Below are 12,991 nucleotides of genomic sequence, written 5' to 3'. Positions count from 1 at the left end.
GGGAGCTGTCCGACTTCCACGACTGGTTTGAACTGCGGAGAGCCGCCAATACCTGTGTGGAATCAAGCGGTCACGGCGACGCGTGCTTCGCCAGTAAATCGTTGAAAACCTCGACCGGCTTCGCCCATCCCAGCGTCTGCCGTGGCCTGGTGGGCGGCCGCGTCGGGTTTGATGCACGGGTTGCCGCGGGATTGTCAATCTCGGGCTTGTCGGTTTCTCAGGCCGGTCAGCTGGCCCGTTCAGGAACGATTTTGCTGACGATGTGCTCAGCGATCGCCAACGACGCCGTCGCGCCGGGAGATGGCGCGTTACGGACATGCACGACCCGCCCGTTGTGGGACAGGACGAAGTCGTCGACGAGGCTACCGTCGCGGGCGACGGCCTGGGCCCGGACTCCCGCGGGGCCACGAACCACGTCGGTGGCCCGCAGCTCGGGGACATAGCGCCGGGCCTCGGCGACGAAGGCCCGCTTGCTCGCCGTGCGCAGCATCTCCTTGGCGCCGGTCTTCCAGTGGGTCTTCGCCATCTTGTGGAACCCCGGCCAGGCGAGCGTCCGTCGCAGGTCAGCGCCCTGGACGGTGCCGACCGTGTACCCCTCTCGGGCAGTGGCCAGCACCGCGTTCGGCCCGACCAGGATCTCCCCGTCGATGCGCTTGGTGAGATGGATACCGAGGAAGGGATATCGCGGATCCGGAACCGGATAGATCAGCCCATGGACGAGGCCACGCCGCTCGGGGCGCAGCAGCCAGTAGTCGCCCCGGAAGGGAACGATCTGCGGGGAGGCGTCCTCGCCGGTCAGTGTCGCCACCAGATCCGACTGCAGCCCGGCACAGGAGATCAGCAGGTCGAACGGCCCGACGCTTTCGGAGACGACGGCGACCCGGCCACCGTTGCGGGACGCCATCTCGTGATTGCCGTTGGGCCGCGCGCGCGCGGTTCCGGCGACCGTGAGGCGAAGGTGGACGCCGGCTGGACGATCCTCCACCCCGATCACTTCGGCTCCGGTGCGCACGGCCCCGCCAGCGGCGACGATTTCGGTACGCAGGGCCCGCGCGACCCCGGGATAGTCGACGATGGCGGTGGTGGGTGAGTGCAGGGCGGCGACCCCGCGGGCGTGGGGTTCGACGGACCGCAGCTCGTCGGCGTCGAGCATCCGGGTCCGCGGTACGCCGTTCGCCGTCGCCCGCTTCTCGATCTCGGCCAACCGTTCGAGCTCGCTGTTGTCGACGGCGACCACGATCTTGCCGCACTCGTCGTACCGGATGCGGTGCGTGGCGCAGAACTCCCGCAGCAGCCCGACCCCACGGCGGCACAGGGTCGCTTTGAGCGAACCTGGGACGTAGTAGAGACCGGCGTGGACGACGCCGCTGTTGCGGCCGGTCTGATGCCGGGCGATGTCCTGTTCCTTCTCGAACACCGTCACGGCCGATCCCGGTTCGACCTGCCCGAGCCGACGGGCGACCGCCAGCCCGAGAATTCCACCGCCGATCACCGCGATGCGACCTACCACGCCCGTCCCCTGTCCGTCCGTCGAAAACGTGAATCCCGATCACGCCGATCGTACGAATCCAGTATCGGCGTGCACGGTATGTTACGAGCCGGTAGTCAGTCGGGTGTCCCGCGGGCTCAGCCGAAGAAGTGGCCGGGCGGGTGGGCCCGGTCGGTGCGCGAGCGCGGTGTGCCGCGCAGCGCGTCGGTGAGCGTCCGCGCGGTGTTGACCAGGGGGACGTGGCTGAACGCCTGCGGGAAGTTGCCCGTCATCCGGCCCAGCCTGGGGTCGTACTCCTCCGCGAGGAGCCCGACGTCGTTACGCAACGACAGCAGGCGTTCGAACAGTTCCTGAGCCTCGTGGACCCGCCCGGACAGGGCGTAGTTGTCGGCCAACCAGAAGGTGCAGGCCAGGAAGGCGCCCTCGCCCGCGGGCAGTCCGTCGACCGCGCCGTCCTCGGCCGTCGGATACCGCAGGACGAACCCGTCCTCCATCAGCTCCCGCTCGATGGCGGCGACTGTTCCCACGGCGCGGGGGTCGGTGGCGGGCAGGAACCCCACCAGCGGCATGTACAGCAGCGCCGCGTCGAGTTCCTTGGAGCCGTAGAACTGGGTGAAGGTGTTGCGTTCGGAGTCGAACCCACGGGTACAGACCTCCGCGTGGATCTCGTCCCGCAGCGCCGACCAGCGGTCGACAGGGCCCGGTAGCCGGGACTCAACGATCCCGCGTACCGCCCGGTCGGCCGCGACCCAGGCCATCACCTTCGAGTGGACGAAGTGGCGGCGGGGGCCGCGCACCTCCCAGATGCCCTCGTCGGTCTTCCGCCAGCCGGTCTCGAGGAAGTCCATCAGCTTGGTCTGCAGCGGCCAGGAGTCGTCCGCATGGCTCTCGGTGATGGTCTGCCCGCCGGGGAGCGCCAGCCCAGGCACGGTCTGGCGACGGTTGGYGACCGCGACCCGCGCGACATGCAGGGCGTCGAGGACCTCGCCGTAGACGTCGAGCTGGAACTGGTCGACGGCGGCGTTGCCGACCCGCACCGGGGCGGAGTTCTCGTACCCCGGTAGCCACGGGATCTCGTATTCGGGCAGCCGGCGTTCCCCGGCAACGCCGTACATGATCTGTACCCGGGAGGGGTCACCGGCGACCGCGCGCAGCAGCCACTCCCGCCATGCGGTCGCCTCGCTGGTGAACCCGGCGTCGAGCAGGGCGAGCAGCGTGATCGTCGCGTCCCGAAGCCAGCAGTACCGGTAGTCCCAGTTGYGCACGCCGCCGATGTGCTCCGGCAACGAGGTCGTGACGGCGGCGACGATCCCTCCGGTCGGGGCGTAGGTGAGCGCCTTGAGGGTGATCAGCGACCGGCGGACGGCCGGCTGCCACTGGCCGTCGTAGGTGCAGCCCGCCATCCAGTCCGACCACCACSCCTCGGTGAGGGTGATCATGCGCCGGACGTCGTGGGACGGCGGGGGAGTCTGATGGGAGGGGGTCCAGGTCAATGAGAACGGTACCGACTGGCCGGCGGCGACGTGGAAGTCGGCGTAGGTGGCCATGTCGTGCCCCTCCATCGGGGCGGTCGTCCGCAGGGTGACCGCATCCGGCCCGGCCACCGCCGACATGGTGTGCTCGTCCACCCGGCGGACCCACGGCACGATGGAGCCGTAGTCGAAGCGAAACCGGGTCTCCGATCGCAGGTRGACCGCGCCTTCGAGGCATTCGACCAGGCGGAGCACGGTGTGCGTGCCTGCGCGGGGAAACATCGCGTCGACGATGCGCACGGTGCCGGACGCGGTCGTCATGTCCGTCTCCAGGACCAGCGTGTCGCCCCGGTAGCGCCGGCTGACGCCCAGGACCGGCTCGACGGGAGCGATCTTCCAGTGGCCCGCCTCGGAGTCGCCGAGCAGGGCGGCGAAGCACGACGGCGAGTCGAATCGGGGCAGGCACAGCCAGTCGATCGACCCGGTGCGCGACACGAGCGCCGCGGAGTGGGTGTCGCCGATCAGCGCGTAGTCCTCGATCAGGGATGGCACGACCTGTTCCTCGCTCCCATGGTCCACTGGTTGTGATCATCGCTGGATCGATGATCGTCGAATAATTGATGATCATCGAGGTCGATGTCATCGGGGTCGCCCGCCGTTGGGCGCGATCGCGGGCACAGCGCCGCCGGTCGACGGTGAACCGGTACGAGCACGCCGCGCAGCGGCGGGCCGGCGGTCACCCGTGGCGGAGGTCGCTAAGCCTCATGAGGGCGTTTACCTTACGGACCCGCTCGGCGGACTACGTTGGGGGTCCGGTCATGGCGGTGCTCCAGCCGTCGTCCGGACCAGATTTCCTTCCCCGATGTGACAGGACTCACCACGTGGCCCCACCGTCGTCACCTGCTGCCGCCCGTGCCGCTCGCTACCTGGCCGACCCTCGGCGCCGGACGATGGTCGTCGTGGCGGTACTCGCCACCATCGGCCTGATCGTTTTCGGGATCTACGCGACGTTGGACGGGCCGCCGCCGCAACAGGAGGCCGTCGTGTACTTCGCCCCGGGAGCCACCGAGGCGCAGAAGGACGCGGTGCGCGCCGCGTGCCCCTCGGTGGGCAGGGCCATCCAGCTGCCGAAGGACCGCAACCAGCTGGCCACCAGCCGGATCTATCCGCTGCGGTACGACGTCGCGAAGGCGTCGACCGCCGACCGCGCGGCCCTGTACAAGTGTGTGTACGCCCAGCCGCACGTACTCGGAATCAATCAGGTCACCCAGGGCCAGTAGATTTTCGCCCATCAGGATCGACTCTTCTCCAGCTCCCGCCGGGCGAGGAGTTCGGCGGGCGTGGGCCGGCCGGCATCGCGGGCCTCCTTCGTCTGCCAGAGACTCACGATCATGGTGGTCAGGATGACGAGCCCACTGAGGATCAGGCTTCCGCCGGACCACCCGGAGGACGCGGGAAGGGTGTCGACCACGATCCACGCGATTCCCGCAGCGATCATCCCCAGCGCGAACAGAATCGTGAACGCCGACGAGAACCGGTTCGCGGCCGCCTGATCGGCGAGGTCGGCGGCCTTGCGTCGGGCCTGCTCGAAACGGCTGCGCGCCCACTCGTACTCCAGACTCAGGATGAAGAACCCGAGCGCCACGACGAGGAATCCCGGACCCGGCAGCGCCAACATCGCGATCCCGAGGCCGAGGACGCCGAGACCCAGTACGGTCAGGGCGATCCGGCGGAACAGGCGGGCGCTTCGGGTCAGCACGTCGGGTAACCCTCCTGAGTGGATCGTGGGCGGGGCGAGGAGAGGGTGCTCTACTGCGACGCTGCTCTACTGCGGCATTGTCCTACTGCGACGTTCTTCCGTCATAACGCGTCACGCAAGAACATCGTGGCGGGGATCTCCTCGACCTCCTCGACCGATACGTGTCGTGATGCCGACACGCCGACGGAGCGCGCGGATCCGCGGATCCCCGCGCTCCGTGGGGTAGGGGCCGGGCGGGCACACCGTCCAGGCGCGGTCGCGGATGGTTGACTACTGTGTGATGGGGCTGGTCATCTGGGCCTTCGTGGGAAGGCAGGCCATCGGAGCGCCGGAGAGGTTGCTGTGGAGATCGAGGAGACCGCGCTGCCTGGCATCGGGCTGCGGCATGACTTCGCGACGCGCAGCGGCCGCCGGCTCGGAGTCGTGTCCCATCATCACGGGCGCCGGGACCTCGTGATCTATGACGCGGACGACCCGGACGCCTCGCGTGAGTCCATCGCGCTGACGCCGGAGGAGGGCGACGTGCTCTCCGAGCTGCTCGGTGCCCCGCGCATCGTCGAGAAGCTCGCCGACCTCAACCGTGCCTTCGCCGGGCTCGTCGGTGAGCAGATCGTGATCCTGCCCGGCTCGCCCTACGTGGGCCGCGAGCTCGGGGACACCCAGGCCCGTACCCGCACCGGCGCCTCCATCGTCGCGGTCGTCCGCGACCAGCAGGTGCTCGCATCCCCGCGGCCGGACTTCCGATTCGAGGCCGGAGACGTCGTCGTTGTCGTCGGTACGCCGGAGAACACCGCATCCGTCGGTATGTTGCTCCGCAACGGCTGACGCGGGCAGGGAGGGCAGTCGGGACCGCGTGCACTCCACCGCGACGACCTTCCTCGAGCTCGGCGGGATTCTGTTTTGCCTAGGAGTCCTCGGGCATCTCGCGCTGCGCATCAGTGTCTCACCGATTCCCCTGTACCTGGTGGGTGGGCTGGCGTTCGGCCGGGGTGGCCTGCTGCCGCTCGGTGCCAGCGAGGAGTTCATCGGGGTCGGCGCGGAGATCGGGGTCGTCCTCCTGCTGCTTACCCTCGGTCTGGAGTACACCGCCGACGAGCTGCTGTCCGGGCTGCGCAGACAGGCGCCGGCCGGGGTGCTCGACCTGGCGCTCAACGCCACCCCCGGGGTCGTCGCCGCGTTCCTCCTCGGCTGGGGCCCGACGGCGGCGGTCGTTCTGGGTGGGGTGACGGCCATCTCCTCCTCGGGGATCATCGCGAAGGTGCTGGGGGACCTCGGGCGGCTCGGTAACCGGGAGACGCCAGTTGTTCTGTCCGTCCTCGTGCTCGAGGACCTCGCCATGGCGGTGTACCTGCCGGTTCTCACCGCGTTGCTGGCCCATCACACGTTCGTGCGCGGATCGCTGACCGTGGCGATCGCGCTCGGAGTCCTGGTGGCGGTGCTCTACATCGCGCTGCGGCACAGCGAGAAGGTCACCCGGCTGGTCTTCAACCCGAAGGCCCACCGCAACGACGAGATCCTGCTGCTCCGGGCCCTGGGGCTGGCCCTGTTCGTCGCCGGGGTCGCCCAGCGTATGCAGGTGTCGGCCGCGGTGGGTGCGTTCCTCGTCGGCATCGCCCTGTCCGGACCAGTCGCCGAGGGTGCAGAGGAGGTCCTGCGGCCGCTGCGCGATCTGTTCGCGGCGGTCTTCTTCGTCTTCTTCGGCATGCAGACCGATCCCGCTGAGATCCCTCCGGCGCTGCTCACCGGGTCCCTGCTCGCGATCGCCGGAGTCGCGACAAAGGTCATGACGGGATGGTGGGCCGCCCGCTCGGCGGGAATCGGGACCATGGGCCGGTTCCGGGCCGGGGCCGCCCTCGTCGCACGCGGCGAGTTCTCGATCGTCATCGCGGGCCTCGCGGTGGCGGCCGGCCTCGAACCCCGGCTGGGCCCGCTTGCCGCCTGTTACGTGCTGCTGATGGCCGTCCTCGGCCCGCTGGCGGCCCGGTTCGTCGAACCGGTGATCCGCACGGCTCGGCGGCTGCAGGCCGCCCGGTCGCCCTAGCGCCGAGCGGGCGGGTGGTGGGCGGGCAACGGTGGACGGGCTGCGGGCGACGGCATCCGCCGCTGACGGCGGGGACGACTTCCCGGCAGCGGTGTCGCTACCGGGACGGCGATGTTTGGGAGTATGCAGCCCATGAGCGGACTTCTCGAAGGTAAGCGCGTTCTCGTCACCGGTGTTCTCACGGAAGCCTCGATCGCATTCAGCGTCGCCCGCATCGCCCAGGAGCAGGGTGCGGCGGTGGTCCTCAGCGGATTCGGGCGGGGGTTGTCGCTGACCCGCCGCATCGCCAAGAGACTGCCCACCCTGGCGCCCGTCGTCGAGCTGGACGTCACCGACGAAGAGCATCTCGCGGGGCTGGCCGGACAGGTGCTCGAACATGTTGACGGCCTGGACGGCGTGCTGCACGCGATCGGGTTCGCGCCCGAATCGGTGCTCGGTGGGAAGCCGTTCGTCGAGGCGGCCTGGTCCGAGGTCGGCACCGCCCTGCAGATCTCCACCTGGTCGCTGGCGTCGCTCACCCGGGCCGCCCTGCCGTTGTTCGCCGAGAAGGCGTCGATCGTCGGCCTGGACTTCGACGCGTCCGTCGCCTGGCCGTCGTACGACTGGATGGGCGTGGCGAAGGCCGGCCTCGCCTCCGCCACCCGCTACCTCGCCCGTGATCTGGGACCCCGGGGCGTGCGGGTGAACCTCGTCGCGGCCGGCCCGCTGCGGACCATGGCGGCCAAGAGCATCCCGGGCTTCAGCCAGTTCGAGGAGGTCTGGGACGGCCGGGCGCCGCTCGGCTGGAGCGTCCACGACACCACGCCGGCCGCCCAGGCCTGCGTGGCGCTGCTCTCGGACTGGTTCCCGGCCACCACCGGCGAGATCGTCCACGTCGACGGCGGCGTGCACGCCGTCGGGATCTGAGCACGGCGGGCCGTCGGGGTCCGGGCGCGGCCGGGGTCCCGGGATCCGGGTACGGTGGGGTCCCTGGCCCGGATCAGCCTGCCGTCTCGTCCAGCAGGTCCAGGGCCGTTCCGACGATCGTGTCCAGCTCCACCGGTGGGCGGCGACGGTGGTCCCGCGACGAGGCCGTGTCCCGCCGGGCAAGGCTGCCGCTACCGGCGTGGCCGCCGGCGCCGGAGGCCGATGAGCCCGGGTCGGTGTCCCCCGGTGGCCCTCCCGGCGGCCCGGAGGCCTCCGGCAGCGGCGCGCTCGAACCGAGGGCGGAGATGGGATCTCCGTGGACGCCGGCGAGGAAACTCAGGGCACGGGGGTCCCCGTCGACCACCGTCACGATCGGGGTGCGCCGGTCCGCGGGGAACACCTCGGTGAGCAGGGCGTCGGAACCCTCGGCCAACCCGCGCCGGGCCTGCAGCGCGTGGAACATCGCGTTCGGGGAGGTCACGCACACGGCCGTGATCTCCCGGCCGAGGCCGGCGCGTAGCTCCGCTGCGGCGTGCAGCACCTCCGGCATGACCGCACCCACCCCGACGAGGGTKAGCGCGGCGTCGGGACCGCCCTCGTGGAGCCGGTACCCCCCGGCGAGGACCAGGGCCCGGCGTCGGTGCCGTTCCAGCGCGTCCACGGGGACCTCGGCGAGGCGCTGATCGACCTGGCGGGCGGAGAGCCGGATCACACAGGAGGTGCCGTCGAGGCGGGCCAGCCCGCCGAGGCCGGCCAGCAGGCACCAGGCGAGATCGTGCGCGAAGGCCGGTTCCCAGGTCGCGGCCACCGGGGCGGGGACGACGTTGCCACCGTTCCAGGCCAGGTTGCGGACGACCGGGTCGAGACCGGTGTCCGCCACGGCGAGCATCGATCGGGCGTCCGCGGTGGCGCCGGCCATCCAGCCGGGCAGTACCCGTCCGGCCGCCACCTCGTCGGCGACTCCGATGGGCAGCAGCGGCAGACCCTGGCGGCTCCAGGCCACTCCCAGCGAGGCCAGCACCCCGCCGAAGGCCGTGGCCGACAGGCCTCCGGCCACGTGCCGGCCCGGTTGTTCCCCATCGGTCCGGTCCGCCGCGGCCAGCCAGCCGGCGAGGACGGGGTCGGCGTTGCGCGTACTGATGGTCAGCACCGCGGTGGCTGCCTGGGGCGCGAGCCGGGGTAGGTCCCGCAACATCCCGCCGAATGCCTCCTGGGTGGAGATCCACGCCGGGAAGCGGTGGTCGGAGTCGGTCGGCACGGGTGGTGCCGCGCCGAGCGGCACCGGCACCCGGTCCAGGTAACCGGCGACGTGCCGGGCGAGGCGGTGGGCCGCGGCGTCGTCTCCCGGCCGGAGGACCGGGCGGGTGCCACCGCCGGCGGCCGGCGGCGTGCCCGGTCCGGCGGACGGGGCCGCGGACGCGTGGTCGGCGGTCTGTTCGCCGTGGGTCTGTTCGTCGTGGGAGCGCTCCTCCCGGGCGAGCTCGTCGCTGGTGTAGGCGAACAGGACCGTGGGCCGGTCCGCCGCGACTTCGTCGAAGGCGTCGATCAGCAGGGGAAGGTCGTGGCCACCGAGATCGCGCAGGCAGGCATGGATCTCGTCATCGGTGAGGGTGTCCAGCAGGCGGCTGATGCCGGCGCCGGACGCACCGGGACCGGCGAGCCGGCGGCGCAGGTCGGCTCCGTGGGCCTGCAGCAGCGCGCGGTACTCGCCCATCGGGAGCTGGTCGAGGCGGTTGCGAAGCGCGTGACCGCCGGGAGCCCGGAAGAGCGCTTCGAGGACGCGTCCGTATCGGACGGTGAGCACCTGCCAACCGGCGGCTTCGAACATGCGCGCCGCGCGGGCGGGCTTGCCGATGCCGCCGACCGGTCCGGTCGGCGCGGAGCCGGACACCGTCACCACCCAGAACAGCTCGCCGAGATGAGCGACCCGCTCATCGGTGATCGTTTCCCAGACGGTCGGGTCGTGCAGCTCGGAGTAGTCGATCAGACAGATCTGCCGACCCCGGGGAGTCCGGTCGAAGCGTTCCCCGGCATAACGGCGTGCCAACGCCGCCCAGACCGTCCCGCTCGGTCCGATGTTGCCGGCGCCGAGGGCACGCAACGGCCGACCATCGGGCCCGGAACGGACCCCGTTCGGACGGATCTCACCCGGCCGGACGTGGGGGAGCCGGTAGACGGCGGGGACGGGCGATGCGGCCGTGGTCTTCTCGGCTGCCGTCTTCTCGGCCGTCGGCCTGGCGTGCGCCAGGACGTGATGAACGGCATGGATCAGCGGGGCGGCGCGTGGAGTCACACTGACGCGGTCCTCGGCGCGCAGGGCGTCGAACCACAGCACCGTGGCGATGCTCGACACCGAGGCCACGGCCGCCCGTTCCGACTCGGCGGCGACCGCGGGCCGCTGCCCGGCGCGTTCGTCCCCGTCGATGATCCGGGCCGCGACGCTCCGCAGCCGCCGTTCCACGGCGGCCAGCGCGGCGAGGTCGAGTACGCCACCGGGCGGCCCCGGCATGGCCGGGTCTGGCATGGCCGGGTCTGGGGGCCCCGGGATGGCCCGGGCCGCGGTCGGCGAGGTCTGGGTTCCCACGACGTCGTCTCCGTTCGTCGGTCCGGTCGGGGGGCTGGCGTCTCCCGGCGGACCGCCGCCCTCGGCCCGGTCGTCGTGGGTGACCCGACCGTCGGTCCCCGGCACGGGCGGATCCACGGACCGGGCCGGGACCGGCCCCGCGGCGTCGTCTGGTGTAATGATCATATCCCCCCGGCCGGAGCGCGTGTGCGCCGCCTCCACCGGTCTGACATCGGGCCTGCGCATGACCGGCCTACGTCCCACGACTCCGACCTCCCAAAGTCCGGACGCGCGGTGGTGCGGTGCCGGTCGGAGGTTGCGCCGCCGGCCGGATCGGCGGCGCCCGTCGCCGTCACATGGTGTGTCCGCGTCGGTATCCCACCTTCACCACGGTGGCCGTACCATTTCAGCATCCGCGTTCCATCGCGGTGGCGTTGGCCGTCGTGCGTCAGCCCGGTGATGCCGGAACCGCCCTGCCAGGACTGCCGCGGCGGGACTTGCCGCCCCGGCGGTCAGCCGTCCCGGCCGAGCTCGTCGATCCGGATCCGGAGCGCGGGCTCGTCGACCGCTGCCACCTCGACCTCGACGGCCTTGACCCGGCCGGTCGCGCCGCGGACCAGCCGGACATCTCCCCGGCGCACCCGCAGCGCCGCGCACAGGGCCCGCAGGGCGGCTTCGGTGGCCCGGCCGTCGACGGCAGGCTCGGTGACCCGGACGATCAGCAGCGGGCCGTGCAGCGGGTCCTCGCGCCGGCCGCCCACCGCGGTCCGCCCGGCGCCCGGCTGAACTCGGATCATCAGACGCATGTGCGCATCGTCCCCCCGGATCGTCCCGCCCGTGCGATCGTCCCGCCCGTGCGACCGGTCCGCGTGACCGGTTCGGGGCGACACCAGGGAGGACCGCGAGGGTGGCCGAGCCGATGCCGGCCGGCGGTTGAGGCCTCATCGTCGGCGGACACCGGGATTCGACGCGGTGGCCGCTACCATCCGACCCATGGGCGCAAATGAGGGTCGTGTCGCACTGGTAACAGGTGGTAATCGGGGGATCGGCGCCGCCTGCGCCGCCGCCCTGACGGCCGCGGGTGAGCGGGTCGCGGTCGCCAGCCGCGGGGGCACCGCCCCCGCGGGGATGCTGGGCGTCCGTCTGGATGTCGCCAACAGTGAGAGCGTCGACAAGGCGTTCACGGAGATCGAAGCCGAGCTCGGGCCGGTGGAGATCGTGGTGTCCAACGCCGGGATCGTGCGGGACACCCTGCTGGCGACGATGAGCGAGGACGCGTTCCAGGAGGTCGTGGACACGAACCTGCTCGGTGCCTACCGGGTGGCCAAGCGTGCCTCCCGGCCGATGATGCGGCTGCGTCGTGGTCGGCTCATCTTCATCTCCTCCGTCGTCGCCTCCGTCGGCGGCCCCGGCCAGTCCAACTACGCGGCGTCCAAGGCCGGCCTGATCGGCTTCGCCCGTTCCCTCGCCCGCGAGCTGGCTCCGCGCAACATCACCTCGAACGTGGTCGCTCCGGGGCCGATCCGGACCGACATGACCGACGCGCTGACCGAGGCGCAGCGGGAGCAGCTCACCGCCGGCGTCCCCGGTGGCCGCATGGGTGAGGCCGAGGACGTCGCAGCCCTCGTCGCCTTCCTCGCCTCCCCGCAGGCCGGTTACATCAACGGTGCGCTGATCCCCGTGGACGGCGGGCTGAGCATGGGGCACTGAGCTGGGCACGGGGCACTGAGCTGGGCACGGGGCACCGATCCGGCGGCGCCGTGACCGAGCATGATCGGCGGTGCGGCTTAGGGGACCGTCGTGGCGGCGTGGTGGTGGGTGGGGCTGGTGTGGATGGTAGCGGCGGACAGGCGGCGGATGCGGCGCAGCAGGTGGGCTTCGGCGGCGTGGGCGAGGTCGTGAGCGGCGGTCAGGGTCAGGTTCGCATCGACGGTGACGTCGGCTTCGGCGCGCAGGGTGTGGCCGATCCAGCGCAGCCGCAGTTCGCGGACGGCCTCGATGCCCTCGGTGTGCAGGAGCGCCCTGGTGGCTTCGGCGACCACGGCGGGGTCGACGGCGTCCATGAGCCGGGCCCCGACGACGCGAGCGGCGGAGCGCAGGACTCCGAGGATCGCCAGGGTGATCGCCAGGCCGATGGCGGGGTCGGCCCAGTGCCAGCCCACCGCGACACCGGCCGCGCCGAGGAGCACCGCGAGGCTGGTGAGACTGTCGGTGCGGGCGTGTAGGCCGTCGGCGACGAGGGCGGCGGAGCCGATCTGATGGCCGATCCTGATGCGGTAGCGGGCGACGATCTCGTTGCCGAGGAAGCCGACGAGCCCGGCCACGGCGACCGCTCCCAGATGGCCGACGCGCTGGGGGTGCAGGAGGCGGTCGATCGCGGCCCAGGCGGTGAGCGCACTCGACAGGGCGATCATCGCGAGGACGGCGAGGCCGGCGAGGTCCTCGGCGCGGCCGTAGCCGTAGGTAAACCGGGCGGTGGCCGGGCGGCGTGCCACGGTGAAGGCGATGAGCAGGGGGACCGCGGTGAGCGCGTCGGCGACGTTGTGCAGGGTGTCGCCGAGGAGCGCGACCGATCCGGACAGTGCCACGACGGCGGCTTGCGGGGCGGCGGTCAGCCCGAGACCGGCCAGGCTGATCAGGAGGGCGCGGCGGCCGGCGGTGTCGGCTTCCAACGCGTCGTCGATCTGGTCCGCCGGGTCGTGGCTGTGCCCTCCGGCCAGGTCTGACAGGCCGTGACGAAGCCGCGTCCACCGCCCGCTCG

11 protein-coding genes are annotated in these 12,991 nt (G+C 71.6%); 5 read left to right on the top strand and 6 right to left on the bottom strand.

The annotated features are described in order from the left end of the window. Positions 1-226: 226 nt before the first annotated feature. Both KBI5_RS17385 and KBI5_RS17380 read right to left on the bottom strand, forming a co-directional pair. Complete coding sequence (locus KBI5_RS17385) at positions 227-1,510, bottom strand: L-2-hydroxyglutarate oxidase (protein ID WP_023840385.1); 1,284 nt, start codon at positions 1,508-1,510, stop codon at positions 227-229. Between the two features lie 116 nt (positions 1,511-1,626). Further along, entirely contained in the window at positions 1,627-3,513 is a 1,887-nt protein-coding gene (locus tag KBI5_RS17380; RefSeq protein ID WP_085015844.1) for a glycoside hydrolase family 15 protein, read from the bottom strand. Positions 3,514-3,842: 329 nt separating this feature from the next. Between KBI5_RS17380 and KBI5_RS17375 the strand changes: the two genes are divergently transcribed. Further along, positions 3,843-4,241, top strand: coding sequence for a hypothetical protein (locus tag KBI5_RS17375; RefSeq protein ID WP_023840386.1), 399 nt, complete (start codon positions 3,843-3,845; stop codon positions 4,239-4,241). Between the two features lie 11 nt (positions 4,242-4,252). Here the strand turns inward: KBI5_RS17375 and KBI5_RS17370 are convergent, their stop codons facing one another. Beyond that, positions 4,253-4,720, bottom strand: coding sequence for a PGPGW domain-containing protein (locus tag KBI5_RS17370; RefSeq protein ID WP_011436327.1), 468 nt, complete (start codon positions 4,718-4,720; stop codon positions 4,253-4,255). Between the two features lie 342 nt (positions 4,721-5,062). On the opposite strand from KBI5_RS17370, the gene KBI5_RS17365 reads away from it, so the two are divergent. The 3 genes from KBI5_RS17365 to fabI all read left to right on the top strand — a co-directional run bounded on the left by KBI5_RS17365 (position 5,063) and on the right by fabI (position 7,667). Beyond that, the gene (locus KBI5_RS17365) at positions 5,063-5,545 is read left to right on the top strand and encodes a cation:proton antiporter regulatory subunit (protein ID WP_011436328.1); all 483 of its coding nucleotides are present in this window, start codon (positions 5,063-5,065) and stop codon (positions 5,543-5,545) included. Positions 5,546-5,573: 28 nt separating this feature from the next. Further along, positions 5,574-6,761, top strand: coding sequence for a cation:proton antiporter (locus KBI5_RS17360; RefSeq protein WP_011436329.1), 1,188 nt, complete (start codon positions 5,574-5,576; stop codon positions 6,759-6,761). A 132-nt stretch (positions 6,762-6,893) separates the two neighbouring features. Further along, positions 6,894-7,667, top strand: coding sequence for an enoyl-ACP reductase FabI (gene fabI, locus KBI5_RS17355; RefSeq protein WP_023840387.1), 774 nt, complete (start codon positions 6,894-6,896; stop codon positions 7,665-7,667). A gap of 73 nt (positions 7,668-7,740) precedes the next feature. On the opposite strand, the gene KBI5_RS17350 is transcribed toward fabI, so the two are convergent. Together KBI5_RS17350 and KBI5_RS17345 are read right to left on the bottom strand one after the other, a co-directional pair. Then, complete coding sequence (locus KBI5_RS17350; protein WP_085015842.1) at positions 7,741-10,476, bottom strand: pyruvate dehydrogenase; 2,736 nt, start codon at positions 10,474-10,476, stop codon at positions 7,741-7,743. A gap of 266 nt (positions 10,477-10,742) precedes the next feature. Next, complete coding sequence (locus tag KBI5_RS17345) at positions 10,743-11,036, bottom strand: DUF167 domain-containing protein (protein ID WP_011436332.1); 294 nt, start codon at positions 11,034-11,036, stop codon at positions 10,743-10,745. A 187-nt stretch (positions 11,037-11,223) separates the two neighbouring features. Between KBI5_RS17345 and fabG the strand changes: the two genes are divergently transcribed. After that, the gene (gene fabG, locus KBI5_RS17340; RefSeq protein ID WP_035734332.1) at positions 11,224-11,940 is read left to right on the top strand and encodes a 3-oxoacyl-ACP reductase FabG; all 717 of its coding nucleotides are present in this window, start codon (positions 11,224-11,226) and stop codon (positions 11,938-11,940) included. A gap of 77 nt (positions 11,941-12,017) precedes the next feature. Here the strand turns inward: fabG and KBI5_RS17335 are convergent. After that, positions 12,018-12,991 (bottom strand): cation diffusion facilitator family transporter (locus KBI5_RS17335; protein WP_133057065.1); only part of this gene is annotated, 974 nt, incomplete at its 5' end.

The organism is Frankia sp. KB5 (genome assembly GCF_002099325.1).
GTDB lineage: Bacteria > Actinomycetota > Actinomycetes > Frankiales > Frankiaceae > Frankia > Frankia casuarinae.
Note: the sequence above shows the minus strand (reverse complement) of the source record. Positions and strands in the feature narration are given on the sequence as shown.

Coding starts and splice junctions, on each gene's coding strand:
- fabI (WP_023840387.1), top strand. CDS start 6,894: ATGAGCGGACTTCTCGAAGGTAAGCGCGTTCTCGTCACCGGTGTTCTC.
- KBI5_RS17345 (WP_011436332.1), bottom strand. CDS start 11,036: ATGCGTCTGATGATCCGAGTTCAGCCGGGCGCCGGGCGGACCGCGGTG.
- fabG (WP_035734332.1), top strand. CDS start 11,224: ATGGGCGCAAATGAGGGTCGTGTCGCACTGGTAACAGGTGGTAATCGG.